At 65.3% G+C, this 24,391-nt stretch carries 25 protein-coding genes, 1 tRNA gene and 1 pseudogene; 9 read left to right on the top strand and 18 right to left on the bottom strand.

Going from position 1 to position 24,391, the window contains the following annotated elements:
• Positions 1–3: 3 nt before the first annotated feature.
• Complete coding sequence (gene gdhA / locus MUU56_RS26855) at positions 4–1,359, bottom strand: NADP-specific glutamate dehydrogenase (protein ID WP_244770342.1); 1,356 nt, start codon at positions 1,357–1,359, stop codon at positions 4–6.
• Between the two features lie 89 nt (positions 1,360–1,448).
• The gene (locus MUU56_RS26850; RefSeq protein WP_244770455.1) at positions 1,449–2,600 is read right to left on the bottom strand and encodes an HPP family protein; all 1,152 of its coding nucleotides are present in this window, start codon (positions 2,598–2,600) and stop codon (positions 1,449–1,451) included.
• On the opposite strand from MUU56_RS26850, the gene MUU56_RS26845 reads away from it, so the two are divergent.
• On the top strand, positions 2,596–2,961 hold the full coding sequence (locus MUU56_RS26845; protein WP_244770341.1) for a hypothetical protein: 366 nt from the start codon (positions 2,596–2,598) through the stop codon (positions 2,959–2,961). The two genes, MUU56_RS26850 and MUU56_RS26845, sit on opposite strands and share 5 nt — an antisense overlap.
• 39 nt (positions 2,962–3,000) lie before the next feature.
• Here the strand turns inward: MUU56_RS26845 and MUU56_RS26840 are convergent, their stop codons facing one another.
• Complete coding sequence (locus MUU56_RS26840; RefSeq protein ID WP_244770340.1) at positions 3,001–3,972, bottom strand: GlxA family transcriptional regulator; 972 nt, start codon at positions 3,970–3,972, stop codon at positions 3,001–3,003.
• Between the two features lie 123 nt (positions 3,973–4,095).
• Between MUU56_RS26840 and MUU56_RS26835 the strand changes: the two genes are divergently transcribed.
• The 3 genes from MUU56_RS26835 to MUU56_RS26825 all read left to right on the top strand — a co-directional run bounded on the left by MUU56_RS26835 (position 4,096) and on the right by MUU56_RS26825 (position 6,372).
• A complete protein-coding gene (locus MUU56_RS26835) occupies positions 4,096–5,247 on the top strand; it encodes a DJ-1/PfpI family protein (RefSeq protein WP_244770339.1) in 1,152 nt (383 codons plus the stop codon).
• Between the two features lie 163 nt (positions 5,248–5,410).
• Positions 5,411–5,854 carry an SRPBCC family protein gene (locus tag MUU56_RS26830; protein WP_244770338.1) on the top strand — a complete coding sequence of 148 codons (444 nt, stop codon included), beginning with the start codon at positions 5,411–5,413 and terminating at the stop codon, positions 5,852–5,854.
• A 44-nt stretch (positions 5,855–5,898) separates the two neighbouring features.
• Entirely contained in the window at positions 5,899–6,372 is a 474-nt protein-coding gene (locus MUU56_RS26825; RefSeq protein WP_244770454.1) for a VOC family protein, read from the top strand.
• A gap of 9 nt (positions 6,373–6,381) precedes the next feature.
• Here the strand turns inward: MUU56_RS26825 and MUU56_RS26820 are convergent, their stop codons facing one another.
• A complete protein-coding gene (locus MUU56_RS26820) occupies positions 6,382–7,287 on the bottom strand; it encodes a LysR family transcriptional regulator (protein ID WP_244770337.1) in 906 nt (301 codons plus the stop codon).
• A 70-nt stretch (positions 7,288–7,357) separates the two neighbouring features.
• Positions 7,358–7,768, bottom strand: a pseudogene (locus MUU56_RS26815) (GNAT family N-acetyltransferase); the annotation flags it as partial.
• 106 nt (positions 7,769–7,874) lie between these two features.
• Between MUU56_RS26815 and MUU56_RS26810 the strand changes: the two are divergent.
• Together MUU56_RS26810 and MUU56_RS26805 are read left to right on the top strand one after the other, a co-directional pair.
• A complete protein-coding gene (locus MUU56_RS26810; RefSeq protein ID WP_398432426.1) occupies positions 7,875–8,144 on the top strand; it encodes a hypothetical protein in 270 nt (89 codons plus the stop codon).
• Positions 8,145–8,155: 11 nt separating this feature from the next.
• Entirely contained in the window at positions 8,156–9,193 is a 1,038-nt protein-coding gene (locus tag MUU56_RS26805; RefSeq protein WP_244770336.1) for an aldo/keto reductase, read from the top strand.
• A 303-nt stretch (positions 9,194–9,496) separates the two neighbouring features.
• Here MUU56_RS26805 and cas7c read toward each other — a convergent pair whose 3' ends face one another.
• The 7 genes from cas7c to MUU56_RS26765 all read right to left on the bottom strand — a co-directional run bounded on the left by cas7c (position 9,497) and on the right by MUU56_RS26765 (position 17,781).
• Complete coding sequence (cas7c, locus tag MUU56_RS26795; RefSeq protein WP_244770335.1) at positions 9,497–10,447, bottom strand: type I-C CRISPR-associated protein Cas7/Csd2; 951 nt, start codon at positions 10,445–10,447, stop codon at positions 9,497–9,499.
• The gene (cas8c, locus tag MUU56_RS26790; RefSeq protein WP_244770334.1) at positions 10,444–12,213 is read right to left on the bottom strand and encodes a type I-C CRISPR-associated protein Cas8c/Csd1; all 1,770 of its coding nucleotides are present in this window, start codon (positions 12,211–12,213) and stop codon (positions 10,444–10,446) included. The genes cas7c and cas8c overlap by 4 nt, the downstream gene beginning before the upstream one ends.
• The gene (cas5c, locus tag MUU56_RS26785; protein ID WP_244770333.1) at positions 12,210–12,878 is read right to left on the bottom strand and encodes a type I-C CRISPR-associated protein Cas5c; all 669 of its coding nucleotides are present in this window, start codon (positions 12,876–12,878) and stop codon (positions 12,210–12,212) included. Before cas5c ends, cas8c begins: the two co-directional genes overlap by 4 nt.
• Before the next feature lie 59 nt (positions 12,879–12,937).
• Entirely contained in the window at positions 12,938–15,178 is a 2,241-nt protein-coding gene (cas3, locus tag MUU56_RS26780) for a CRISPR-associated helicase Cas3' (protein ID WP_244770332.1), read from the bottom strand.
• Positions 15,179–15,214: 36 nt separating this feature from the next.
• Positions 15,215–16,018: a tyrosine-type recombinase/integrase gene (locus MUU56_RS26775; protein ID WP_244770331.1), complete on the bottom strand. Its 804-nt coding sequence runs from the start codon at positions 16,016–16,018 to the stop codon at positions 15,215–15,217.
• A 111-nt stretch (positions 16,019–16,129) separates the two neighbouring features.
• Positions 16,130–16,214: transfer RNA gene (locus MUU56_RS26770), tRNA-Leu, on the bottom strand.
• Positions 16,215–16,350: 136 nt separating this feature from the next.
• Positions 16,351–17,781: a phosphohexomutase domain-containing protein gene (locus tag MUU56_RS26765; RefSeq protein ID WP_244770330.1), complete on the bottom strand. Its 1,431-nt coding sequence runs from the start codon at positions 17,779–17,781 to the stop codon at positions 16,351–16,353.
• Between the two features lie 126 nt (positions 17,782–17,907).
• Between MUU56_RS26765 and MUU56_RS26760 the strand changes: the two genes are divergently transcribed.
• Positions 17,908–18,285: a BA14K family protein gene (locus MUU56_RS26760; RefSeq protein WP_244770329.1), complete on the top strand. Its 378-nt coding sequence runs from the start codon at positions 17,908–17,910 to the stop codon at positions 18,283–18,285.
• Between the two features lie 40 nt (positions 18,286–18,325).
• Here MUU56_RS26760 and MUU56_RS26755 read toward each other — a convergent pair whose 3' ends face one another.
• Entirely contained in the window at positions 18,326–18,628 is a 303-nt protein-coding gene (locus MUU56_RS26755; protein ID WP_244770328.1) for an Rdx family protein, read from the bottom strand.
• A 178-nt stretch (positions 18,629–18,806) separates the two neighbouring features.
• Here MUU56_RS26755 and MUU56_RS26750 point away from each other — a divergent pair, with 178 nt between their 5' ends.
• Positions 18,807–19,256: a DoxX family protein gene (locus MUU56_RS26750; protein ID WP_244770327.1), complete on the top strand. Its 450-nt coding sequence runs from the start codon at positions 18,807–18,809 to the stop codon at positions 19,254–19,256.
• Here MUU56_RS26750 and MUU56_RS26745 read toward each other — a convergent pair.
• The gene (locus MUU56_RS26745) at positions 19,247–19,645 is read right to left on the bottom strand and encodes a response regulator (protein ID WP_244770326.1); all 399 of its coding nucleotides are present in this window, start codon (positions 19,643–19,645) and stop codon (positions 19,247–19,249) included. The two genes, MUU56_RS26750 and MUU56_RS26745, sit on opposite strands and share 10 nt — an antisense overlap.
• A 188-nt stretch (positions 19,646–19,833) precedes the next feature.
• On the opposite strand from MUU56_RS26745, the gene MUU56_RS26740 reads away from it, so the two are divergent.
• A complete protein-coding gene (locus tag MUU56_RS26740; protein ID WP_244770325.1) occupies positions 19,834–20,595 on the top strand; it encodes a Crp/Fnr family transcriptional regulator in 762 nt (253 codons plus the stop codon).
• A gap of 58 nt (positions 20,596–20,653) precedes the next feature.
• On the opposite strand, the gene pyrC is transcribed toward MUU56_RS26740, so the two are convergent.
• From pyrC to MUU56_RS26720, 4 genes are all read right to left on the bottom strand, one after another.
• Positions 20,654–21,694 carry a dihydroorotase gene (pyrC, locus tag MUU56_RS26735; protein ID WP_244770324.1) on the bottom strand — a complete coding sequence of 347 codons (1,041 nt, stop codon included), beginning with the start codon at positions 21,692–21,694 and terminating at the stop codon, positions 20,654–20,656.
• Positions 21,695–21,816: 122 nt separating this feature from the next.
• On the bottom strand, positions 21,817–22,440 hold the full coding sequence (locus tag MUU56_RS26730; protein ID WP_244770323.1) for a nucleoside triphosphate hydrolase: 624 nt from the start codon (positions 22,438–22,440) through the stop codon (positions 21,817–21,819).
• The gene (locus tag MUU56_RS26725) at positions 22,437–23,216 is read right to left on the bottom strand and encodes an ATP-binding cassette domain-containing protein (RefSeq protein ID WP_244770322.1); all 780 of its coding nucleotides are present in this window, start codon (positions 23,214–23,216) and stop codon (positions 22,437–22,439) included. The genes MUU56_RS26730 and MUU56_RS26725 overlap by 4 nt, the downstream gene beginning before the upstream one ends.
• Positions 23,216–24,325: an ABC transporter permease gene (locus MUU56_RS26720; RefSeq protein ID WP_244770321.1), complete on the bottom strand. Its 1,110-nt coding sequence runs from the start codon at positions 24,323–24,325 to the stop codon at positions 23,216–23,218. Before MUU56_RS26720 ends, MUU56_RS26725 begins: the two co-directional genes overlap by 1 nt.
• Positions 24,326–24,391 lie beyond the last annotated feature (66 nt).

Genomic DNA, 24,391 nt, shown 5'->3' with positions numbered 1-24,391 from the left:
CGATCAGATCACGCCCTGCGCGCGCATGGCTTCGGCGACGCGCGTGAAGCCGGCAATGTTGGCGCCGAGCACGTAGTTGCCCTTGGCGCCATATTCCTCCGCCGTCTCGGCGCAGCGGTCGTGGATGCCCTGCATGATCTGGCCGAGCCGTTCGCGGGCCGTCTCGAAGCTCCAGCTGTCGCGGCTGGCATTCTGCTGCATTTCCAGCGCCGAGGTGGCGACGCCCCCGGCATTCGCCGCCTTACCGGGGCCGAAGAGCACGCCCGATTCCTGGAAGGTCCGCACGGCTTCCGGCGTCGAGGGCATGTTGGCGCCTTCGGCGACGGCGATGACGCCGTTCTTGACCAGCGTCTTGGCGTCCTTGCCGGACAGCTCGTTCTGCGTGGCGCAGGGCAGCGCCACGTCGCAGGGCACGTCCCAGATCGAACCCTTGCCGGCCGGGATGAAATGCACGCCGGCCGTCTTGGCGCGGGCATATTCCGACATGCGCTCGCGGCGCACTTCCTTGATCTCCTTGACGAGCGAAAGGTCGATGCCCTCTTCATCATGGATGTAGCCGCTGCTGTCCGAGCAGGCGACGACCCTGGCGCCGTACTTGATGGCCTGCTCCATGGCGTAGATCGCCACATTGCCCGAGCCCGAGACGGTGACCCGCTTGCCCTCGAAATCGGTGCCCCTGGTGGAGAGCATGGCCCGGGTGAAATAGACCGCGCCGTAGCCGGTCGCTTCCTTGCGCACCAGCGAGCCGCCGTAGCTCAGCCCCTTGCCGGTGAAGACGCCGGCCTCGAAGCGGTTGGTCAGGCGCTTGTACTGGCCGAACATCCAGCCGATCTCGCGGCCGCTGACGCCGATGTCGCCGGCCGGCACGTCGGTGTGCTCGCCGAGATGGCGGTGGAGCTCCGTCATGAAGGACTGGCAGAAGCGCATGATCTCGCCGTCCGAGCGGCCCTTCGGGTCGAAATCCGAGCCGCCCTTGCCGCCGCCGATCGGCAGGCCCGTCAGCGCGTTCTTGAAGATCTGCTCGAAGCCGAGGAACTTGATGATGCCGAGATTGACGGACGGGTGGAAGCGCAGGCCTCCCTTGTACGGCCCCAGCGCCGAGTTGAACTGCACGCGGAAGCCGCGGTTGATCTGCACCTGGCCCCTGTCGTCGACCCACGGCACGCGGAAGATGATCTGGCGCTCCGGCTCGCAGATGCGCTCGATCAGCGCGTCCGTCAGGTAGTCGGGATGTTTGGAGACGACGAGCCCGAGGCTTTCCAGGACCTCGCGCACGGCTTGGTGGAATTCCGGCTCGGCAGGATTGCGCTGCAGCACCTGGGCAAGGATCGGTTCAAGCTTCTCGTCGACGGTCGCCATGGCGACACTCCTTTCGTCTCGGTCTCACATCTCTTGGGAAGGCCGCCGGTCTGGCGCCGGCAGGCCCGGGTGACATCGTCCGGGCATGGTCAGATGCCCTGCCCGTGGCCGCCCATCAGGCCCGTCGGGCCGGTCTGGGAGAGGCTTTTCGCGAGCGTGGCCAGAAGATCGGTCTGGGAAATGATGCCCACCACATGGCGCTCATCGTCCACGACGACGACGGCATGGATGGAGCCGTCCGTCAGCCGCGGCAGGAGGCCGATGGCGGGGTCCGACGGGCGGGCGGTCGCCGCCTCGGAGACGGGCAGATGGGCGTCCGGCGCCATGGCGGCCAGTTCCCGCAGCCCCACGGTGCCGAGCAGTCGCCTCTCGCCGTCGAGCACGGGCAGCGTGCGGATGTCGTGGTCGAGCAGGAGGGCGCGGGCCTCGTCGGCCGTCGCATCGCGCGTCACCGTCACCACGTCGCGCGACATGATGTCGGCCGCGCTCAGGTCGCCGCGCTGGCGCAGCAGGGCCTGCAGTTCGACCTGGCGCAGCAGCGCGTCGAGGTCGGCGCGGCTGATGTCCAGCGTCTCGTTGAGGCTGGCGATGGCGGCGTCGATGTCCTCGGTGTTGAAGCCGACGCGGAAGGCGGCCGGCGGATCGGCGGTCTTGTGCGTGTTGACGGGCGTGATCGTCTGGCGGTGCGGATATTGCCGCCCGGCCAGCCGGTGGAAGATCATGCCGAGCGCCACGAGGATCAGCGAGTTGATGGCGATCGGCACGAGCGGAAACCAGAAGCCCGCCCGGCTGACCGCCGCCCCGCCGATGACGGCGGTGAGCGCGGCCGCCCCGCCGGGGGGATGCAGCGAGCGGGTCAGCGACATGACGAGGATCGCCAGCGCCACGGCAAGGCCGATGGCGATGGCCGGATCCTTCACCAGCATGGTGACGGTGACGCCGACAAAGGCGGAGATCGTGTTGCCGCCGACGATCGACCAGGGCTGGGCGAGGGGGCTGGCGGGCACGGCGAAGAGCAGAACCGCGGAGGCGCCGATGGGCGCGACGATCAGCGGCAGATGCGGATCCTGCCCCATGACGAAGCCGCACACGAGCCCGGTGAGGCAGATGCCGATCAGGGCCCCGAGGCAGCCGATCAGCCGCTCCTTGAGCGTGGCGCCGGCAAGAATGGGCGCGAACAGCTGAAATTTGGACGCAGTGCCCGTTTTATGGGCATCGTGTTGAGGCGGGGCCACGATGATCCTGACCGTAAAAAGGCAAATGATTATTTTGCAGGCTTATGTGCCTATCGCGCCCATCACGCAAGGGCGCAAGGGGAAGATTCTGTTTTGCCGGAAAGGAAGGGGGGCTTTGCGCACGGACGACAAAACTCGGCAGGCCCGGGCTTTCTTGACGTTTCGGAAAACCGGAGCGGGAATTGGCGCGAGGGGCTGCCGCCTATCGAGAATCGCCTCGAAGGGCGCGTGCCGGCAGGGGCAGGCGCAGGATCCCGCATGGCATGCCGAACGGGATTCGAACTGCAACTGCATGATCGAACACAAGCGTAAGCCTGCTGTCCTTGCCTGGCCTTCCCGAAGCGGCCAGTTTCCTTCCGGTTCCTGAACTATCGGTCAGCGCATCTCCGAAGCCGCCTTTGAGCGCTCACAACGCGGCGTGCATGTCGCGGAAGAGGCGCGGTGTGACGCCGAAGCGGCGCTCGAAGGCTTCGGCGAGACGCGCGGGCGGGAAGAGGCCGACCTCAGCCGCGACCGATTTCAGCGACAGCCCGCGTGAAAGAAGCATGCGCGCGGTGTCGAGCCGGGCGGTCTCGACGAAGCGGGCCGGCGTCTCGCCGGTCGCCGCCGCGAACCTGCGATGGAAGGTGCGTTCGCTGAGGCCCGCGCGCGCGGCGAGCGAGGGCACGTCCAGCGATGCGCCGAGGTTCGACTGAATCCAGCCGATCAGGTCGGCAAACGGGCTGTCGCCCTTCACCTGCGCCTTGAGAACCGGGCTGAACTGCGACTGGTAGCCGGGCCGCCGCGCATAGAGCACCAGCCGCTTGGCGACCTCGCCGGCAATCGCCGCGTCGAGATCGTGCGCGACCATCGCCAGCGCCATGTCGATGCCGGTGGTCACACCCGCCGATGTCCAGAGCCTGCCGTCGACGACATAGAGCGAGTCAGGGTCGACAACGACCTTGGGAAAGGCCTTCGTGAAGGGCTCGCAGGAATCCCAGTGCGTCGCGATGCGATGTCCGTCGAGAAGTCCGAGCGCGGCCAGCACGAAGCCGCCGGTGCAGACCGCGCCGAACCGATCCGCCGTCGCCGCCAGTTGCGGCAGGGCCTTGCCGATGGCCGGATCCGCCATCGCCTGCAGGAGAGGTTCGCGCTCGGCCCCGGCGACCAGCACGGACTGGGTCTCCGCCGATCGAAGCCCGGCAACCGGCCGGGTCTCCATCGCGAGGCCGCTGCTGCTTTTGATGGCGCCGCCTTGTGACGATGCGAGCACGACCTTGTAGAAGGCCGGCTTTCCCCGCCAGCTCAGAGCGCGATTGGCGCCGTTGAAGACAGATGCCGGCCCCGAGACGTCGAGCAGCTCGAAGCCCGGATAGACGATGAAGACAACGTGGTGCATTGGCGGAAATTACCATATCTTTGTCATTCCTGCCAAATGCTCCCGCTGCTAGGATTCAAACCTGACGCGGCGGAAGGACGGACAGCTCGGAGGCGTTTCCGCTCCTGCCCGGGAGGTATACCCATGTCGAAAGCCTGTCTGATCTGGTGCGGTATCGGCTTGATCATCCTGTCGATGGCAGGTTTCGGGGGCTGGCTGCTCAGCCTGCCGGCAGCAACGGCGGCGGCGGTCGCGCCGCTGGTCCCGCAGGAAGAGGCGGACGCCATGCTCGCTTCGCTCCGGCCGTCGAAGCGTGAACGTCCGCTGGTCGCGGTGATCGGCATCAACGACGCCACCGAGACGACCGACTATCTCGTGCCCACCAGCATCCTGCGACGCGCCGACGTAGCCGATGTGACGATGCTGGCGACCGATGCCGGCCCGGTGCAGCTCTATCCGGCGCTCGCGGTCGAACCGGATGCGACGATCGCTGAGTTCGATGCCGCGCATCCCGAAGGCGCCGACTTCATCATCGTGCCCGCCATGAGCCACGACGACGATCCCGCGGTAGTCGCCTGGCTCCGGGCGCAGGCGGAGAAAGGCGCGACGGTCATCGGCATCTGCGCCGGTGCGAAGGTCGTGGGAGCGGCGGGCCTGCTCGACGGCAAGCGTGCGACGACACACTGGTATTATCTGGCCGAGATGCTGAAGCGCAGCCCGACGATCCGATATGTCGCGGACAGGCGGATGGTCGCGGACGAGGGCGTGGCGACGACCACCGGCATCTCCGCCTCCCTGCCGATGATGCTGACGCTGATCGAGGCGATTGCCGGCCGGGCGAAGGCGGAGGCGGTCGCCCACGATCTCGGCCTGGAGCAATGGGACGCGCGGCATGCGAGCGCTGCATTCCGGCTCACCCGGCCGTTCGCGACGACGGTGCTTGCCAACAGAATGGCCGTCTGGAACCGGGAAGAGTTCGGCATCCGGTTGGAGCCGGGCATGGACGAGGTGTCGCTGGCGCTGGTTGCCGACGCATGGTCGCGAACCTACCGTTCGCATGCGACGAGCTATGCCGGCTCTCCGGACACGGTAGTGACCATGAACGGCATCCGCATCGTGCCCGACCGGGCGGATTCGGACCGGCCGGAGGAGCAGCGCGTATCGACCTTTCCCGACCGCAAGCCGGCCGATGCGCTCGACCTCACGCTTGACACGATCGCCGCGCGCTATGGCGCCGGCACCGCCAACGTGGTCGCCATGCAGCTTGAATATCCGCATCATATCGCGAGCCGGTGAAGGAATCGGCCGACGTCAGATTTATTCCGATGTCATGTCGGACTCATTCTGCTTCGTTCGTCTTAACTGCATCGGGCAACGATTGGCTGCCCGCAAGGTGCCCCGACAGAGGAGGCGGGCACCCGACCGAACACACGACGAAACCGAACCACAGGAGAGCATCATGCCCAGCACGATCCGTCTGCACCGTGTCATCGCCGTCAAACCGGAAAAACTCTATCGCGCATTCCTCGAACCGGACGCGGTCGCAAGCTGGCTTCCGCCCTATGGGTTCCTCTGCTCCGTCCACGAGCTGGATGCGAAGGTCGGCGGCCGTCACCGGATGTCGTTCCGCAACTTCACGACGGGCGAGAGCCATGCCTTCGGCGGCACCTATCTGGACCTCGTTCCGGGCGAGCGCCTCGTCTACACCGACAGTTTCGACGACCCCAACCTGCCGGGCGAGATGACGGTCACGGTGACTCTCAAGGCCGTGTCGGTCGGCACGGAAATGCACATCGAGCAGCAGGGCGTGCCGGATATCATCCCCGCCGAGGCCTGCTATCTCGGCTGGCAGGACTCGCTGGACAAGCTCGCGAAGCTCGTCGTGCCCGAGATCAACCAGTAGGCTCGGCGCTTACGACCGGAAAACGAAAGGAAAAGCAAATGACGATCGCCAAGAACACCATATGCCTCTGGTACAACGGAGATGCCGAGGCTGCGGCCAACTTCTACGCCGAGACGTTTCCCGACAGCATCGTGAGCGCGGTCCACCGCGCGCCCAGCGACTTCCCGTCCGGCAAGGCCGGCGACGTGCTGACGGTCGACTTCACCGTCGCCGGCATTCCCTGCATCGGCCTCAACGGCGGCACGACATTCAAGCACAGCGAAGCCTTCTCGTTCCAGATCGCCACGGACGACCAGGAGGAGACGGACCGTTACTGGAACGCCATCGTCGGCAATGGCGGCCAGGAGAGCGTGTGCGGCTGGTGCAAGGACAAATGGGGCATCTCCTGGCAGATCACCCCGCGCACGCTGACCGAGGCAATGGCCGCCGGCGGCGCCGAGGCAAAACGCGCCTTCGAGGCGATGATGGAGATGAAGAAGATCGACGTCGCCGCGATCGAGGCGGCCCGACGCGGCTGACGCGCCGGATCAGGACACCTTGCCGTGCTCCGTGAGAAAGTCGAGCAGCGCCCGCACGCGTGAGGGCAGCGGTCCGCCCTGGCCGACATGGACGGCATGGAAAGCCTCCGTCTCCCCGGCATCGAGATGGCGGAGGACCGGCACCAGCCGTCCGGCGGCGATGTCTTCCCGCACGGTGAAGGCGGCAAGGCGGGCGAGGCCGACGCCGGCCAGCGCCAGATGGCGCAGGCCCTCGCCGTCGCTCGCCTGCACGCGGCCCGTCGCCGGCACGACGATGGTTTCGCCGTCTTCCCGAAGCGGCCAGCCATCGACCGCGCGGGCATAACCGAAGCCGAGGCGATTGTGCCGTTCGAGATCGGCAATGGAGCGCGGTTCGCCGCAGCGTTCCAGATAGGACGGCGCGGCAACGATGGTCAGCGCCGTCTCGCCGAGCTTGCGCGCGACGAGGCTGGAACTTTTCAGCGGCCCGGCGCGGATCGCGACATCGGTGCGCTCCGCCAGGAGATCGACCACCGCATCGGTTTGAACGATATCGAGCGTGACGCCCGGATGACGCGCCAGAAACGCCGGCAGCGCGGGCGTGAGGACATGGTTGAAATAGGAGGCGCTGGTGTTGATGCGGACGCGCCCCACCGCCTGTTCGCCGGCGCCGGCCACCCGTTCCGCATCCTCCAGATCGGCAAGAATGCGCGTCGCCCGCTCATAGAAGGCGCAGCCCTCCGGCGTGAGCTGGAGCTGGCGTGTCGAACGGTTGAGCAGCCGCGCGCCGAGCCGGGATTCCAGCCGCGCGATCAGCTTGCTGACCGCCGAAGGCGTCATGCGCTCGGCGCGCGCGGCAGGCGAGAACCCGCCGAGCTCGACCACGCGCACGAACACTTCCATCTCGCCGGACCGGTTGTGATGCGGGCTTCCCATGTCCTACCATGTCCTTTCCAGCACTTCGCCCGGCAGGCCGTCGAAATCCTTCCCTTGAGACGAAACCATTGTTGATCAGGATTTTCCTCGACGGAACATTGGCCGGATCGATGATGGCGAAGAGGCTTCGCAATGCGGATTGCCGCTCGGCCCGCGCCACCAAAAGCCTGGCGATCCGACTGGCTATTCCCTTGCCCCAATATTCCGGGGCGAGCATGTAGCCCAGCTCGGCCTGATCCGCCGCCGCTGCTTTCACCGCCAGCTTGCCCAGACCGATGAACGTTCCTCGCTCATCGAGGACGCGGAAGTGGCCGAGCTCCGGATGGAGGGCATTATCGGCCAGAAGCTCTTCGTAGTTGCGCCGCGCCTCTTCGGCGGGAATGGCCCGCTCCGTGATCATGGCCATGACCTTGGGGTCGCTCGCCAGCCGGAAATAGTCGGCGAAGTCTCGCGGACCGAATTTTTCAAGCGTGAGTTCCATGGCATCCTTTGAATTCAATTCATGAATGATATTCCTAAGCGCAGGCTACTTCATCCAACACGCAGCGTCTATCTTCCGGGCAAAGGAACATCATCGGATACCATTCATGCCCGTCGCGCCCTTGCAGATGTGGGTGCTGTCCAAGGCCGAAGGCGCGGTCCGGAGCCTTGCATCCAACTTCAACATCGGCGCCTTCAATCTCGGCAACGCCACCGGCGCATGGTCCGGAGGCGTGGTCATCGACAAAGGGCCGGGCCTCGCCGTGGTGCCGATCACGGCTGCGCTGTTTCCGCTATTCGCCATCGCCACCGCGTTGATTGCCGTCTGGGTGAGCAAGGGCGTGGCCCTCTCACCTTCCTGCAATCCCGTTCACTAAGGAGCATTCCCATGGACTATCGACCTCTCGGAAAATCCGGCCTCAAGGTGCCGGTCCTCAGCTTCGGCGCCGGAACCTTCGGCGGCTCCGGCCCGCTCTTCGGCAACTGGGGCAATTCCGACGCCACCGAGGCCCGCCGGCTCGTCGACATCTGCCTGGAGGCCGGCGTCAACCTGTTCGACACGGCCGATGTCTATTCCAACGGCGCTTCGGAGGAGGTGCTTGGCGAGGCCATCAAGGGTCGGCGCGATGCGGTGCTGATCTCGACCAAGACCGGCCTGCCGATGGGCGACGGGCCGAACGACGCAGGCTCCTCCCGCTTCCGGCTGATCCGGGCGGTCGAGGATGCGCTGCGCCGCCTCCAGACCGACTATATCGACCTCTTGCAACTGCACGCCTTCGACGCCGGCACGCCGGTCGAGGAGGTGCTTTCGACGCTCGATACGCTCGTGCGCGCCGGCAAGGTCCGCTATGTCGGCGTCTCCAACTTCTCCGGCTGGCAGATCATGAAATCGCTGGCCGTCGCCGATCGCTACGGCTGGCCGCGCTATGTCGCCAATCAGGTCTATTATTCGCTGGTCGGGCGCGACTACGAATGGGATCTGATGCCGCTGGGTGCGGATCAGGGCCTCGGCGCGATGGTCTGGAGTCCGCTCGGCTGGGGTCGGCTCACGGGAAAAATCCGGCGCGGCACGCCGCTGCCCGAAGGCAGCCGCCTGCATGAGACCGCAAGTTTCGGCCCGCCGGTGGACGACGAACACCTCTATCGCGTCGTCGATGCGCTCGATGCTATTGCCGAGGAAACGGGCAAGACGGTCCCGCAGATCGCGCTGAACTGGCTGCTGCGACGCCCGACCGTTTCCTCCGTCATCGTCGGCGCGCGCAACGAGGAACAGCTTCGCCAGAACCTCGGCGCGGTCGGCTGGAGCCTGACACCCGAACAGGTGGCAAAGCTGGATGAAGCCAGCGCCGTCACTGCGCCCTATCCCCATTTCCCCTATCGCCGGCAAGAGGGCTTTGCGCGGCTTAGCCCGCCGATAGCCGGCTAACGGTGGCTCCTAGCGACTATCCCCACGATGATCTCATGCAGTTCGGCTTGCGCCTGATGAGGCGACGCGATGCGACGGGCAACGACATGACGCACCGAAGCCCTCCCACCCGTCGCGATCCGCCCCTATCGGCCACGGCATGCAGCACGTTGCCTTCCGCCGTGAAGCGATTGTCGGGCCTAAAACCTCTCGACATGGATCAGCGCCGCCTGGCGCAGACAAATGGATGGCATGTTGAAGGGCAGAGAGTGGAATGGGCTCTCCTGCATCCTGCCCCTCGTCACCGTCATCGATGGCCATGGTTCAAAGCAATTCCAGAACCTCTACACCTTCGGGCAGACCGTCACGATCGATCGTCACGATATAATCCGAAAAGGCTCTCGCCGGCGGCAGATTGTCCAGCCGCTGGTCGATGACGTGAAATTCGCCCTCCACATTGCGGCCGATACGGATGCGCTCGAACAGGGCATGCGCCGGCGCGTTGCCGAGCGCGTTGTCATGCTTGAACGCCACCAGCCTGCGCGTCGCCATTTCGCCGCGCGCGGCAGAACGGTCGTGCTCGAACATGGTCGCAAGGGCCTCGAACAACAGGGAAAGGTCGCTTTCCGAAAAGCCCGAGCGCTCCGCGAACTTGGCGGAAATGAAGCCGTGCGCGACGTAAAGACCGTAGGGAACGATATGCTTGCGTCCCATGGTGCGGTTGTCGGTGCGTTCGCTGGAGTCGTCGCCCTCGGCCTTCTGCTTCTTTTCAGCCTCGTTGGTGGCGGCCATGCGGGTGATCGAGATCTCGAGCGGCAGGATCGGCTCGACGGAGCGCGCGAAGGTCATTTGCACCGGCCCCTTCACCTGGCCGGCATTGACGCCGGTGGACATGACGGCGCCGAAGGTGCGCACATCGAAGAAGTTCCGGCACATGAAGGCGGTGATGGCCTTCGCCTCCGTATCGTCCCTCGGATTCAGCTTGGCGTCCTTCTCGACCTTCGGGTCGCCCTCGCGGATTGCCCGATAGGCCTGCCGGTGCTTGTGGTTGAGGATTGCGCCTTCCTCGACATAGATGTGGAAACCGTCCTCACCGTGGCGGGCGAGGTCGACATAATTGCGGATCTTGCGCTTGAGGCTGACATCCGTCACCAGCCCCCTGTTCGTCTCCGGATCGAGCCGCGGCAGGTTGCCGGCATCCGGATCGCCGTTGGGATTGCCGTTGACGACCTCGAAGATCAGCGCGAAATCGTAGCGGTTGGCAATCGCGGTCATGCGTCAGTCTCCCTCGAAACAGCGGCTTCAGCCGGCTTTTTGAAAAACTCGTTGCGTTGATGATAGTAGCCGAGGCCGAAAAGCGCCTGGTCCTCGGCAGAAAGCGAAGCCGGGAAAGGGTCCGCACCGGGGCTCATCAGTTCCATGATGGCGCCGACCCGCTTTTCCAGAACGACCTTGTAGCCGGGCTTCTGCTTGCCGACCTTGGACAGATGATTGGCAGAACCGCTTTCGAGCAGGTGGAACACCTTGCGCGGTTGCGCGGAGGCCGAACCATAGAACTTGTCCTTGATCGTGGCGTTGACCTTCGGACCGAGCGCCGCAGCCTGGATGTGCTCATAAACGGCAAACAGCCGCCCCAGCAGATAGCCCTTGTTCGTATTTGCCGGATCGAGCGCCACGGATGCCTCCTTGCTTTTGAAATTACGGATGAGCAAAGCCTTGAGAATGCCGGCGCGCAGGACATTGATCTCGCCATCGGCGCGGATGCGCGTCAGGACCGACGACAGGAGCGTCAGCGGATAATGCGTGCCCGACAGGATCGAACGCATCCACTCCCCGGCCAGGTTCGGCGTGACATTCTCACTCTTGCCCAGCACGGCGGTTTCGCGAAGATAGCGCCAGAGCGGCGGGAAAGGCTCGCGCGGCGGCGGCTCGATCCGCATGTCGGAGACGAACTGCTGGTAATGCCGGGTCAGTTCGCCGAAATTGCCGGAATGGAAGAAACGGATGGAGAGCCGGGCGGCATTGGGCGCAAGTCCCAGCACGTAGAACTGCACCTTGCCGAGGTTCGGCTCCACTTCCTCCAGCGGCACCCCCTTGCGGATCTGCTCCAGCCGCTCGCGGATACGTTTCGCCCCGATCTTCTCTTCTGCTTCCTGCTCTTGATCGACGGTATCGAAGAAGACGGGAAACAGCATCTCCGCCTCCTCCGCCGCACCCGCCTCGGACGCATCCGCCCAGAATACCGTGGAGGCATCACCGATCTGGATGCGGTGTCCGCTGTCCCTTTCCAGAAACCGGTTGAGCGCCGTCGTATAGGCGAAGGCCGCTGCCTCGGAGACGGAAGCATTGTCACCTTGTTCGTGGCCGTAGGAGGTGAAGGCGTCGAGATTGAAGGAGACAAGCGCCGCGCCGGAAGATTGCGCGCCCCAGACACCCTTGATCGATGGATGAAGGCGCGCGACCGCTCCGGGCTCTCCGCGAACGAGGCAGATTTCCTCCCTGCCGCTTCCCCGGCTCGACAGGCGCTCCCATAGGGTCCTGGCCGCGGGACGGTCGTGCAGGAAGATGTTCGCGCGCCGGTCGCTTTCCAGCGCAAAAACCACGTTCTGGTCTTTCATGTCGTCCTGCCAGGGCGAAACCGTGAACTGTTCCGGCGACCACGCCGTCAAGAACGACAGGAAAGCGCGCAGACCGGGATCGTCACTTTCCCCTAAGTCCCCCAGATGTCGTTCCACGAAAGCCCGGTGCTCGTCTGCGGTGCGTCGCCCCTCGCCAGCCGTCACCCCCAGGGCATAAGAGGTCTTGTCCCAGAGAAAGTTCGGCGCGATGCCTGCCGTGCGCTTCACGGGCTGCGGCACCGGCACCGGCATCGGCCGAGGCCGCGCCTTCCTGCCCTCGCCATCGCGCCAGTCGGTGACGCTGGCGACGGATCCATCACGGTTCAGGCCGACGACGACGCCGATCTTTTCCGAAGAATACCCGAATGGCGGCGCATTCGGCAGGCGATCATAGGCCCGTGCAAGCGCGGAAAGGATCGTCATCGCCGAACCTCCGGGGAACTCGGCGACGGAACCCTCACCACGCCATTCTCCAGCGCGGCGCGAAAGAACAGCGACGGCCGCCCGTCCGTCGCGTGATCGATGTCGAACAGCATGAAGCCGAGATAGCGGCTCTCGCCGATGGCCTGCGGCAGCGGCGCATCGGGCGGGAGCAACTCGAAATGCGCCGCGAATTCCCGCGTGCCGAGACAAGGCTGATGGAAACACTGACCCCGCGCCGCACGACGGTTGAAAATATCGAGATGCTTGCCCTCGTTGTCATCGGGACCGGCCCTCTTCGTCAGCTCGAAATGCGCCTCGATCACATAGGCCGGCTTCACCAGCACGGTGGCGGCACGCTGCTGGCGATCCTCGTCCACCAGCAGGTTCAACCCCTGCAGATCGCCGCGTTTCATCGCTGACCTGATCTTGCCCGCCGGCGCCTTGTGGCCGACCTCGTTGCGCCGGATCGATTGGAAGCGGATGGGCTGCAGCACATGGATCGCATCGATCACCCAGCGGATCGCCGGCTTCCAATGGATCGCCTCCAGCAGGCCGCGCGCCGCGGAAGGCGTCATGACATCGTAGGAGACACGCTCGACCTTCATCTCCGGGCGCGTGAAACAAGCATAATCACCCCAGACTTTCAGGCGAATTCCGTAGGTCATTGGCGCCCTCCCAAAAACATTCGAAAACGCATGAGAACACCGCTGCAGAGCGGATTCAGCTAGAAAATCATGTCTTCCACGCCGAGATAGCCCGCATCCTCCCAAAGCAGACCTACCTCCTGAACGTACAGGCTGGCTGTCTGCAGAACAGCAAACTGGTCTCCCCTCCATTGCGGCGCAGCGAACGCGACATGGCCGCTCCTGATCAGCAGGTCCCTCGCTTTCGGAGGCATCGACACTACCGAGGATTGCAGCTTCCGCGCCAACATTCCAGACGGAATCGCCTCCACTCCCAGTTGATCAACGGCTTCTTTTGCCCCCTCGTCCAGTGCCACGATCACCGGCGCCAGACCGCTTTCAATCATGCGGAAATCCCGGCCGACCGTGCGATAATCGAAATGGCAGCCCGTACGGCCGCTCAGCGCAAACCGGTCGAGGATATTCTTGCCGTCCATGCCCTCGCCCATACGCCAGTAGACCTCGCCGAAATAATCCTCCACGGCGGCGAGCGAGGTGAGATCGGCGTGCTTGTCGATGATCCGCTTCATATCGCCGATCAGGCCGCGGATTTCGGCAGGAGGCCGGTGGGCGGGTGGATTGAAGACCGTAACGATACTGCTTTCACGGTCGCGCCTGCCTTCCCGATTGACCCTTCCGGCAGCCTGTATGATCTGGTCCAGGCCTGCCTCGGCCCGCCAGGCAACGGGAAAATCGACATCGACTCCAGCCTCGATCAGGCTGGTGGCGATCAGGCGACAGGGCCGCCCGTCCTTCAGGCGGTCCCGCACATCCGCCAGAATCCGCCGGCGATGCGTCGCATATTGCCGTGCCGTCAGGTGGACGATTCCCTCCAGCCCGGCCTCGGACGCCTTCCGGTAGAGTTCCAGCGCATGGCGCCGGCTGTTGACGATGACCAGCGCCTGTTCATGACCGGCAAGGGCATCCAGCAGTGCGCCGTCGTCCATATCACCGGCATGGACGATACGCGTGCGCGCAAGTCTCGTTGCCAGACCCGGCGGGTCCGGCGCCAGTTCCCGGCCTTCCAACGGCAAGCCGCCGGGCAATTCCGGACGCCTGCCGAGCGCCGGCTGTGTCGCCGTGCACAGGACGATCGTGCAGCCGTAGTTGCGCGCCAGTTCCTCCAGCGCCCGCATGATCGGCATCAGCAAGGCCTTCGGCAAGGTCTGCGCCTCGTCCAGAACCAGGATGGAACCGGCGATATTGTGCAGCTTGCGCGCCCGTGACGGGCGGGCCGTGAACAGGCTTTCGAAAAGCTGTACGGTCGTCGTCACGATGACCGGCGCCGCCCAATCCTCCATCGCCAGTTTCAATTTATCCTTGCGCTCACGCTGCTTCGCGTCGAACGATTCTTCCTCGATGGAGGAATGGTGTTCGAGGACATTGTCCTCTCCGAGCACGGAGCGAAAGATTGCCGCCGTCTGGTCGATGATGCTGGTGAAGGGAATGACATAGATGATCCGGCGGTGCCCGTACCGACGGGCATGATCCAGCGCGAAGCCGAGGGAGGACAGCGTCTTGCCCCCGCCGGTCGGCACCGTGAGAGTGAACAGGCTCGGCTCCCGTTCGGCCCCTCTACGCACATGGGCCAGCACCTCACGGCGCAAGGAATTCAACGCCCCCTCCCGTCCCGAGAGCGCGGTCGTGTACACATCGAAACGCGCGGTGAAATCATCGATCAGCGCGGCCAGCGCCGGCCAGTCGCGGTCCGCCTTCTTCTCGCCGAGCGTCACATAGTAGCGCTCGGTGTCCGAAAAATCCGCATCCACCAGCGTCGAGAACAGCATGCGTCCCATGAAGGCCCAGGAGAAGGCATGGCCGGCCCGGTCGGTGGGAAAGCGTTGAATCATGTCGGGCACGAGGCCGGAAATCTCGACATGCAGCTCTTCCATCCAGACCGGATCGATTGCCTGCGGCTGCTTCATGCGATGATCGAAGGTGCCGGGTCCGTCCAGCCTGTCGGGCAGGCCTGCATGGTGCCCGAGGATGCCGTAGCCGACGACCTGTGCCATGGTGGCATCGTTCCCCCTGGCAAGATCGCGCAAAACCTGCGCGCCGGCCGTGGAATGATCGGCAGGCTCCGTCGCGCCGTCCAGGCGCCGTTGAAAAGCCGGGTTGTATTTGCCGAGATCGTGAAAAAGCCCTGCGATAAACGCTGCTCGCTCAAGTCCGAACGGACGAGCCTTCTCTCCCGCCAGCCGTGCAACGGCAAACAAATGCTCCTTCAAGGTCTGCCAGTCGGATTTGCCCGGATCACGACCAGAATGTGCATAAAATTCCATGCATTCCCCCAGCGCTTGAAGAATGCATGACGCAGATCAGGCAGGCAATGCACTGAATGGTTGTGTCTTGGTGCGGCAATCGACTTCGCCAAAGCCGAAGGCGAGAAGCGCCATCAGCTTCAGCGCCGCGATGGTGGTCGGTTGGCCGCTTTCCCACGAATAGACGGCGCGCATCAGCGTACCGAGCGGTTCCGGCTTCACGATTGCAGCACGATGCCGGACATTGGGGGCTGTCAGCGCACCCTTGAGATCAGCTGTCGCATTCCGTTCCGCCCAACCGTTGGCAACGGCAAACCGCAGGACGCGGCCGATTGTCGATCGCAAGCGCCGGGCCGTTTCGTAGTTCCCCTTGGCTTCGACAGGGCGAAGCACGGCGAGAATGTCCTTCGGTGCGACCTCATGCACCGGCTTATCCGCCAAACCCTTTGTCAGGTCGATCAGCAGCCATAGCGCCTTGCTCATCGTGATGGCCGCTCGACCTTCTCTCTCCGCCTTGGTCAGATACTTTTCCGCGACGGCCGCAAATGTATTCTCCGCTGCCTCTCTGGCAGCCTTTACGGCGACCTTGCGCTCTTTCTTTTCTGCGCCCGGATTGATGCCGGCCTCAAGCAGCCCTTTCGCCTTCCGGCGTGCTTCCCGCGCATCGGCAAGCAGCGTTGCCGGATATGAACCGAGAGCGAGTTGCTTCTGGCGACTTCCAAAAACGATAAGCAAGTCGCCACAACCGACTGCCGTTCGGGTTACGAGCAGAAACAGGCCGCCACCGTCCGACAGCTTGAATTGTTTGTCGCGCGGCTTGATGGATCGGAGCGCCGCATCACCGGGTCTGTCCGTCGCCATGTGCTGGTGCGTCGTTGGTACCGTGATTCCGATACCAGCAATCGTACCAGCAAATTTTGTGGATGCCAAAAGACACTAGCAAACGTCCTTGGACGTTGAAAAACTAGGAAATGGTGCCCAGAAGAGGACTCGAACCTCCACGCCTCGCGGCACAGGTACCTGAAACCTGCGCGTCTACCAATTCCGCCATCTGGGCGACGGAGAGGCATGTAGAAGGAGCGCTCGCCGGTGTCAACAGGCTTTTTGAAGTTTTCGCAACAGCTTGGCAAAAAATGCCTTTTCCGCAAAAGCGCGCGGCGGTTTTGCGGGGAAACCGGGCCGCCGGAAAAGGCTCAGCGGCTCGTGGCCCAGGCGCGAACACGCTCCAGCCCGGCCGCAAGCAGGTCCGCGGCGGCGGTCTCGCTCTTCGCCTCGACATAGCAGCGCATTTCCGGTGCATTGCCGGAGGGGCGGAAATGGACGACGCTGCCGTCCTCCAGCGTGACGCGCAGGCCGTCCAGGTCGCTCACCTTGGCCGGCACGCCGATCGGCGCGAGGAAGGCGGCAAGGGGCCCGGCGCCCGAGCGCAGCTCCGCCATCAGGGCGGCGCTGGTCTCCACCGGCATGTTCTCCAGGCGGTCGCTGGCCGCCGCCGGCAGGGCGAAGCCGGCGACGATGGCGGAAAGCGGCCGGTCTTCTGCCGCCGCGAGCGCCAGGACGGCGAGCACCGGCATCAGGCTGTCGCGGGTGGGGAGCGCGGCGAGCGTGCGGCCGTTCACGGCAAAGGGCGTCGCCGTCAGCGTGCCGCCATTGGCCTCGAAGCCGGCGACGGCCGTCTCGCCGGCGGCGACCGCCTCGTTCATCGCGGCGATCACGAAGGGCGAGCCGACCCGGGTGCGCAGCACCGTGCCGGAAACGGCGGCCTCGATGCCGGAATTCGAGGTGACCGGCGTTGCGATCACGGTGGCGCCGAGGAAGCGGCTGGCGATGAGGCCGACGAGGTCGCCGCGCAGGGGCGTTCCTGTCTCGTCGGCAACGAGCGGCCGGTCGCCATCGCCGTCGGCGGAGACGATGGCGGCCAGCCCGTGCTGCACGGCCCAGCCCTCTAGAAGGGCGATCGTCTCGGCGGAGACGGCCTCCGTGTCGACGGGGATGAAGCGTTCCGAGCGGCCGAGCGCGACGACGTCCGCGCCGTAATGGGCGAGCACGGAAGCGAGAAGGTCGCGCGCCACGGTCGAATGCTGGTAGACGCCGACGCGGAGGCCGGCCAGCGCCCGCTCGGGCAATAGCGTGTGGTTGCGGGCGGTGTAGAGCGCGATGGCGGCGTCATGGAGGTCGTCGGCGGTCTCCGGCGTGGCGGGAAGGTCCGCGCCTTCGCTGCGAAGTGCCGCGGCGGCGGCGATGATGGCGGCCTCGTCCGCCTTGTCGATCTCGCCGTCCGGCCGGTAGAACTTGATGCCGTTGCGGTCGGCGGGAATGTGCGAGCCCGTCACCATCAGGCAGGCGGCCTTGCGGGCAAGGCCGAGCAGCGCCAGCGCCGGTGTCGGCAGCGTGCCGCAATCGCGCGGGCAAAGGCCCGCCCTGCCAAGGGCCGCGATCGCGATGGCCGCGATGGCCGGGCTGGAGGCGCGGAAATCACGGCCGATCAGAACCTCGTCGCCCGGCCGGGCGATGCCCGCGGTGAGGAGATGACGGGCAAAGGCGGTGGCATAGAGCGCGGTGGCCGGCCCTTCGAGATCCGCCGAAAGGCCGCGCAGGCCGCTGGTTCCGAATTTCAGGCTCATGCAGCACCTCCTGTCGCTCGCGGTCCGGCCCGGTGAAGGGCGCGACATGAATAAAACAAAATGCGTGAACGTAATGCAAAGCAGGGACGTGACAGGGAAAAATCCCGCCAGAACAGTGAGGATCACATGTCGAAGATTCGAAATCTCGTTTTCGGTTGCGCGATGGGGATTGCCTCCGCGATCGCGCCCATGGGTGCGGCCCAGGCCGTTCCGCTCGCCGTGCCGGACATGAAGGTACAGACGAAAAGTGACGTCACCCAGGCGCAGGTGCAGTTCTGCTATGGTTACGGCTGCGACCGCCGTTACTATCGTCGCCACTATCGCCCGAACTACGGCTATGAGCGTCGCTACTATCGCCCGCGCTACGAGCGGCCGCGCTATTACGGCGGACGCCGGGCGCATGTGAACTGGTGCGCCAACCGCTACCGCACCTACGACCCCTACACCAACCGCTACCATGCCGGCGGCGGGGTGTATCGCCTGTGCTATTCGCCCTATCGATAAGCACGGCGGGAACGGCGGGCTTCGGCCCGCCGTTTTGGTTTCAGCCCTGGCCGGCGTCGGTGACGCGGTCCGTGTGGCCGAGGTCCCGGCCCGGTTCGATGACGTCGCGCACACGCTGCTTCAGTTCCTTCGGTCCCGGAAAGCCGCCGTCGCGCTTGCGCTCCCAGACGAGCGCCTCGCCGACGCGGATCTCGAAACTGCCGCCGGTGCCGGGAATGAGCGCCACTTCGCCGAGCCCGTCGGAGAAGGTCGAGAGCAGCTCCTGCGCCATCCAGCCGGCGCGCAGCAGCCAGTTGCACTGGGTGCAGTAGAGAATGGAAACGCGCGGCTTTTCCCCGGACATGGTCACCTCCTGATCGATGACGAAAGCATATAGTAGCGGGGGCGTCTTGGCACGCGCCGGCTCGCGCGCCTCTCACAGAATTGTCAACTCAATTCATCATGTTTTGTTGGCGGACATCTTGTCGCAGCCCGATTCGTGGAGGAGACGTGGTGCACTGCAACATCCCACAGGAGATCCCATGTCAGAGCTTGCCACCAATCACCCGCGCCTCATCATCCCCTCGCTTGGCAGCATTTACGCGGCGCTCGGCGAGAGCGCGGAAACGATCCTGCGCGTTGCCGCCGGCCTGCTGCTCGTCACGCACGGCTATGGCAAGATCCTCAATCCCTTCGGCGCCAGCGGCATGGTCGAGAGCCTCGGCTTCTATCCGGGCGTCTTCTGGTCGCCGCTGCTCGCCGCGACGGAATTCTTCGGCGGCATCCTGATCGCCATCGGCCTCTTCACGCGCCCGGCCGCCTTCGCGGCGATGATCGTGCTCGCCGTCACCGTCTACTTCCACGGCATCGTGCAGGCCGAGGGCCTGATGGGCGCGGAAAAGTCGATCCTGTGGACGCTGATCATGTTCTATTTCGTGATCCGGGGCGCCAACAGCCATTCGGTCGACGCCAGGCTCGGCCGTCAGTTCTGATTGGCCTCTTCCGGCGGTGGCGGTCTCTGCCGCAGCCGCCGCTTGACCCCTGCGGCAAGCGTCTCGGCGTCATGGGGCTTCATGACGACGGGAATGGCCTCGAAGCCCTTGACGCCGTCGCGATGGATGTCGCCGACGGTCGTGAAGAGAAGCGGCACGCCTTCTGCCACCAGCCGTTCGATGCGCGCCGTGATCTGCGTGGCATCGAGCGGCACGTCGAGCAGGCAGAGGTCGACATCGGCCAGCGCGGCCGCGCCCCACTGGTCGAGCTGTTCGGGCCGCAGCAGGGTGGTGCGGCAATCCAGCGCCGCCTTGATCAGGTATTCCGCGTCGAGCGCGATCAGGAATTCGCGTTCGGCGATCAATATGTGCGGAAGTGAATGGTTCATGGCGCCGCACTCCTCGTCCATGTGCGACCGCCGGAGAAGCGGCGGTTCGGGAGGCGGACTTTGGGCTTGCCTGCCGGGGGTGTCATTTAAAAAAGACATAGTGCCCGCGCGATGGAACAACCGCGCATGCTGCGCGTTTTCCGGGCCAGCTCATGGGGCTGGGCGGGATCGGAACAGGCGGGGGCGCAATGGCGGGCAGTACGGCGGTCAACCAGCAATCCAGATGGCGCACGCCCTGTCAGCAATGTCCCCTGCGCAACCTTTCGACCTTCCGGGATTTTTCGGCGAAGGAGCTGGACTTCGTCTCGCAGTTCAAGAGCGGCGAGCTTTCCAGCGAACGGGGCGCGACGATTCTCGTCGAGGGCATGCACAGCGCCCATCTCTTCACGGTGCTCTCCGGCTGGGCCTTCCGCTACAAGCTGCTGCCGGATGGGCGCCGGCAGATCATGAACTACGTGCTGCCCGGCGATCTCATCGGCCTACAGGGCAGCTTGCTGGGTGAAATGGACCATTCCATCGAGGCGCTGACGCCCGTCACGCTCTGCGTCTTCGAGCGCTCGAAGCTGGAGCGGCTGTTCGAGCGCCATGCCTCCCTCGCCTACGACCTCACCTGGATCGCCGCGCACGAGGAGCGTATCCTCGATGAGCACCTGCTCAGCGTCGGCCGGCGCTCGGCGCTGGAGCGCACGGCCTACCTGCTCTCCTTCATCCACCAGCGTGCCCGTTCGGCGGGCGTTGATGGCGGGCGGCGGGTCATCCCGATCACCCAGCAGCATGTCGCCGATACGCTCGGCCTCTCGCTCGTGCACACCAACAAGACGTTGCGCAAGCTGGCCGACCGCAAGCTGATGCGCTGGCAGGACAAGGGGTGCGAGATCCTCGACGGCGACGGACTTCTGGCGCTGGCCGGCTGGGAGGGGCTGAAGAAGCAGCCCCGTCCCTTCATCTGACCCTCTCGCCAACGCAGTTCCCGGCACGCAAACCGGCGTGCGGTTCCGCTGGAATGGCTCAGGCGACGTCCCAGTGCAGCGGGAACATCGGGTCGAACACCGTCACCGGCCCCGCGCCCGTCTCGATCTTTGCCGGGAAGGCGGCGGGTTGCGCGCGCCTGACGAGACGGATCGTCTCCGCGTTGGCCGGCAGGCCATACCAGGCGGGGCCGTTCAGCGAGGCGAAGGCTTCGAGCTTGTCCAGGGCGCGCTCCTCCTCGAAGACATGGGCAAGGCAGCTCATCGTGTTGATCGAGGTGTAGATGCCGGCGCAGCCGCAGGCGCATTCCTTCAGCGGATCGACATGCGGCGCCGAATCGGTGCCGAGGAAGAAACGCCCGTCGCCCGAGGTTGCGGCGGCGCGCAGGGCCAGCCGGTGCTCCTCGCGCTTGGCGACGGGCAGGCAATAGTAGTGCGGCTTGATGCCGCCGACCAGGATGGCGTTGCGGTTGATGATCAGGTGATGCGTGGTGATCGAGCCGGCAAGGTTCGCCTTGGCGGACTTGATGTAGTCGACGCCGTTCTTCGTCGTCACATGCTCCATGGTGACGCGCAGCTCCGGCAGGCGCGCGCGCAACGGATCGAGCACCGTCTCGATGAACACGGCCTCGCGGTCGAAGATATCGACGTCGGGCGTCGTCACCTCGCCATGCACGCAGAGCGTCAGGCCGATCTTCGCCATGCGCTCCAGCACGGGCATTGCCTTGTCCATGTCGCGCACGCCGCCGTGGGAGTTGGTCGTCGCGCCGGCCGGATAGAGCTTGACGGCGCGGATCAGGCCGCTTTCGTAGCCGGCTTCGACGTCGTCGGGGTCGGTATGCTCGGTGAGATAGAGCGTCATCAGCGGCTCGAACCGGTCGCCCTCCGGCAGGGCGGCGAGGATACGGTCGCGGTAGGCGGCGGCGTCCGCGGTGGTCACGACCGGCGGCACGAGGTTCGGCATGATGATCGCGCGCGCGAAATGCCGGCTGGTATCGCCGATCACGCCTTCGAGCATGGCGCCGTCGCGCAGGTGCAGGTGCCAGTCGTCCGGCCGGCGGATGGTGAGTTCTGTGGTCATCGGTGTCGCTCCCGCCCTTGGCTTTGCGTTTGCGGCAATCCCGCACGCAAGACGTTCAGGCATCCTTGCGAAAATTGCTCTGGCGGCTGCGATAGCATCCGCGGGGCGGAACGACAATCGTTTCAGAACATGTCGATGGAGAGGTCGGCGGGGCGGGAGTTCTCCAGGATGCGCCTTCCGTTCGGCAGGTCGTTGCCGTAGAGCTTCCAGTGGATCTGGTCCTCCGGCAGCGCGTAGCGCATCCAGCGCTGGCGAAGCCGTTCTTCCAGGATCTTGTAGGGCGGGCCGACGAAGATGGTGAAGTTGAAGAGGCCGTCCAGCCTGTCCCACGGCGCATCTTTGAAGAGCAGGTAATTGCCTTCGGCGAGGATGAAGCGGGTTTCCCCGGGGATCGCGCGGGCGGCGTTGATCGCCAGCTCGCGCGACCGGTCGAAGACCGGCACGAGGACTTCGCCCTCGGCGCGTTTCAGCGCCGTGACGATATCGATGAAACCGCGGCCGTCGAAGGATTCCGGCGCGCCCTTGCGCGGCAGGAGGCCGCGTGCGGCGAGAATGCCGTCGTCCATGTGGAAGCCGTCCATCGGCAGGATCTCGGCCGTCTCGCCGCGGGCGACGAGGCCGTCCCGCAGCGCTTCGGCCAGCGTCGACTTGCCGGCGGCCGGCGGGCCGGCAAGGCCGACGAGGAAGCGGCGCGCGTTCCCCGCGCGCCGCAGCAGGGCATCGACGATCGTCGCAGGGGCGATCATGCCGCGATCGCCTCCGCGGGCAGCTTGGCGCCGGTCATGAAGGCGACGGCGTCGGACATGGTGTAGTCCTTCGGGTTGATGACGGTGAGCCGCCGGCCGAGCCGGTGGATGTGGATGCGGTCCGCCACCTCGAAGACATGCGGCATGTTGTGCGAGATCAGCACGATCGGGATGCCGCGCCGGCGCACGTCGAGGATGAGTTCCAGGACGCGCCGGCTCTCCTTGACGCCGAGTGCCGCCGTCGGCTCGTCGAGGATGATCACTTTCGAGCCGAAGGCGGCGGCCCGCGCCACCGCGACCCCCTGGCGCTGGCCGCCCGAAAGCGTCTCCACCGCCTGGTTGATGTTCTGGATCGTCATCAGCCCGAGCTCGGAAAGCTTGTCGCGGGCGAATTTCTCCATCGCCGTGCGGTCGAGCTTGCGGAACCACTGGCCCATGACGCCGGGTTTGCGGATCTCGCGGCCGAGGAACATGTTGTCGGCGATCGAGAGGGCCGGGGAGAGCGCGAGGTTCTGGTAGACCGTCTCGATGCCGGCGCTGCGCGCCTCGATCGGCGAGCGGAAGTGCACCGGCTGGCCCTCCAGCTTGATTTCGCCCTCGTCCGGCGTGATGGCGCCGGAGATCGCCTTGATCATCGAGGACTTGCCCGCGCCGTTGTCGCCGATCACGGCGAGGATCTCGCCGGGATAGAGGTCGAAGTCCGCATGGTCGAGGGCGGTGACGCGGCCGTAGCGCTTGACGAGACCGCGGGCGGTGAGAATGGGTTCGAGAGCCATCAGCCTGCTACCTTTCTGATCCACTGGTCGATTGCGACAGCCGAGATGATGAGGACGCCGATCAGGAGATAGGTCCATTGCGGGTCCGTGCCGATGAGGCGAAGGCCGAGCGAGAAGACGCCGACGATCAGTGCCCCGAAGATCATGCCGAGGATCGAGCCGCGCCCGCCGAACAGCGAGAGGCCGCCGATCACCACGGCGGTGATCGATTCGATGTTGGCGAACTGCCCCGCCGTCGGCGAGACCGAGCCGATGCGGCCAATGAGCGCCCAGCCGGCGAGCGCGCAGATGAGGCCGGAGAGCGTATAGACCGAGATCAGCATGCGCTTGACGTTGACGCCGGCCAGCTCCGCCGCGTCCGGGTCGTCGCCGACCGCATAGACATGGCGGCCCCAGGCGGTGTGGTTCAGCACGTACCAGAGCAATGCCACCAGCAGCACCATGGCGATGACGCCGTAGGTGAAGACCGCGCCGCCGAAGCGGATGTTGTTGCCGAAGAACTGCAGCAGCGGGGCCTGCGCGGAGATGTCCTGCGAGCGGATCGTCTCGTTGGCCGAATAGAGGAAGTTGGAGGCGAGGATGATCTGCCACATGCCGAGCGTGACGATGAAGGGCGGCAGCTTCATGCGGGCGACGAGCAGGCCGTTGATATAGCCGCAGAGCGCGCCGCAGGCGAGGCCGCAGAGCACGGCGAGCGACGGCGGCAGGCCGTAGCGGAAGGTGAACTGGCCCATCACGACGGAGGAAAGCACCATGATGGCGCCGACCGACAGGTCGATGCCGGCGGTGAGGATGACCAGCGTCTGCGCCGCGCCGACGATGCCGACGATGGCCACCTGCTGGAGGATGAGCGTCATCGTGAAGGCGGAGAAGAATTTTCCGCCGAGGATGATGCCGAATACCGCCACCGAGAGCACCAGCACGATCAGCGGCACCGCGGAGGGGCTGCCGTGCAGGAAATGCTGGAATTTCTGAATGGGCGTCTTGTCGTGCGTATCGAAGGAGGCGACCTGCGTCGCGCTGCCGGTCAGCACCTTCTCGAATTCCTGCGAGGGTTGCGAACCCTGCGAGGGCTGCGCGCCCTGCGGGACCGTCGATGTCTCACTCATGATCCTGTTCCTCCCCTTCCGGCGCCGACCGTCGCGGCTGACCGGATGAAATGGTAGACGGACGCA

The sequence above is a fragment of the Shinella yambaruensis genome, assembly GCF_022899355.1.
In the GTDB taxonomy this organism is placed as follows: domain Bacteria; phylum Pseudomonadota; class Alphaproteobacteria; order Rhizobiales; family Rhizobiaceae; genus Shinella; species Shinella yambaruensis.
This window is presented reverse-complemented; position numbering and strand designations above follow the sequence as displayed.